At 34.6% G+C, this 2,100-nt stretch carries 2 protein-coding genes; both read right to left on the bottom strand.

Features of this window, described 5'->3' with window-relative positions; genetic code table 11:
- The coding region (locus V6251_RS15110) for a cell envelope biogenesis protein OmpA (RefSeq protein ID WP_341588992.1) at positions 1-1,631 on the bottom strand (1,631 nt) is incomplete at its 3' end.
- Positions 1,632-1,650: 19 nt separating this feature from the next.
- On the bottom strand, positions 1,651-2,100 hold a 450-nt coding region (locus V6251_RS15105; protein ID WP_341588991.1), incomplete at its 5' end, for a PorP/SprF family type IX secretion system membrane protein.

Genomic DNA, 2,100 nt, shown 5'->3' with positions numbered 1-2,100 from the left:
ACTAAGACTAGTTTGTCTAACTCTAATGCTCCTTGTGGTGTAATGTTAGATTTGTCAAACTCAAAGTAAATTGGGTCTAACACCACTTTGTCTGCAACAATAATTTTCTTGATTGGTGTTAGGTCAACTGTAACAGCAAGACGGTCTTCTCGTTTTGTATTAACAGTTACTGTGTTATCTTCAAACTCTGCTTTAGTTACTTTTAAGCTAGTATCTAAGTCACAGTCTGTATTAAATGTTGCTACACCTTGTGCATTGGTTGTTTGTGTCCCTAATACTGATCCTTTAGCATCATGTAGTACTACTGTAGCATTGGCTAGTTTTTCTCCGGTTTCTACATTTTCTACAGTTACAATTAGGTCTACATCACATAAGGCTTTAATTTCATTAATAGCATAAATGTCATCACTTCCTTTTCCTCCTTCACGGTTTGAAGACACGTAACCTTTTTTATCTGCATCAATATTAAAAGCAAAATCGTCTGCTTTACTATTTATTGGTGCTCCCATATTTTTTACTTTTCCTGCATTAGAATATTCAGTATAAAATACATCTAAGTTACCTAAACCTAAGTGTCCATTTGAAGAGAAAAATAAATAGTCGTTTGATCCTGCGTATGGAAACATTTCTTGTCCTGAGGTATTGATCTTGTTTCCTAGGTTTTCTGGTGTTCCAACCATACCATCAGCTTCAATAGTTGCTTTGTAGATGTCATACATACCAAATCCTCCTGGCATATCAGATGCAAAGTATAATGTTGTTCCGTCTTTGCTTACTGATGGGTTTTTTACAGAGTACGTATTAGTGTTAATATTTAACGGTTGTACTTTATCCCATTTGTCTCCAGATTTTGTCGCTTTAAATAACTGAATAACACTAATTTTTGTGTTTCCTGTTTCTAGCTTTTCGTACATATTCTCAAAAAAGCTTTCTCTAGAAAAATACATCGTGTTACCGTCTGGTGAGAATGATACCACACCTTCATGATATTTAGTGTTTATCTTTCCGTTAAGCAAATTTGGTTCAGCATAACTTCCGTCCTCTGCTTGTGCTATTTCATAGATGTCTAAAAACGGTTGGTCATTCCATCCATAATTACGTCTAGAGTCATTTCTTGCAGAGGTAATATAAAGGGTTCCATCTTTTAAAGTCCCTCCAAAGTCTGAAGCTGCTGTATTAAAATCTAAATTTTCTGCAGTAAATTTTGCTTCAGATTTTAAGATGTCTTCTAAGTAATTTGGATTAGCAGTGTATGCTTTAGCTCTGTCATCTGTGCTGTAAAGCGAAGCAAATTTTTTCATTTGTGCGTTTGAAGCATCATATTTACCATTTGCTTTTAACATCTCAGAATACTTATAAAGCATTTCTGGATCTGCTTTTGTTTCTAATGCCTTAGCATACCACTTTTCTGCTTCTACGGTATTAAATGTATTGTAGTTTGCTTCGGCTAATCGTTGGTACACGTATGCGTCTGCTTCTCCTTTTTCTACTAATTTGGTATAGGCTTTAGCTGCTTCAACAAACTCTAACTTATCAAAATGTTTGTCAGCACTTTTGGTCGCATCACTTTGAGCAAACCCATTGGCACTGCTTAGTAATATCGCGAATATAAATAGTTGTATTTTTTTCATTGTAATGGTTGGCTTTTGATTAGAAATAACGTGGTGAACGTGATACTTTTCTTGGAAGATTAATATCAAAGTTGATAAAAATCTCGTGTGATGAGTTGGTTACAACATCTAATTGTGATTGGATACTGTCATACGCATAACCTATTCTTAAATTAGGTGCCACTAAAAAGTTAATCATCCCACTAAAAGAATCGTCTAAGCGGTAACCTGCTCCTACTTCTACAAAGTCATACATAAATAAGTTTAAGTTTACATCAAAACTTACTGGCGCATCAAAAGCAACTTTAGCTAAAGCGTGTGGCTTTAGCTTAAAGTTTTCTGATAAATCAAATACGTATCCTGCTGCTCCAAAAAAGTGTTGCGTCTCTGATCCTATTTTAAAGCCATTTGCATCTAAATGCACAGAGTTTAAAATGTTAGGCATAGAGGCAGAAATATAAAACTTACTTGGTTTGTAAAAATATAATCC

The sequence above is a fragment of the Olleya sp. Ti.3.14 genome (assembly GCF_038154885.1).
GTDB lineage: Bacteria > Bacteroidota > Bacteroidia > Flavobacteriales > Flavobacteriaceae > Olleya.
The sequence above is the reverse complement of the archived record's forward strand: the minus strand, read 5'-3'. Positions and strand labels throughout refer to the sequence as shown.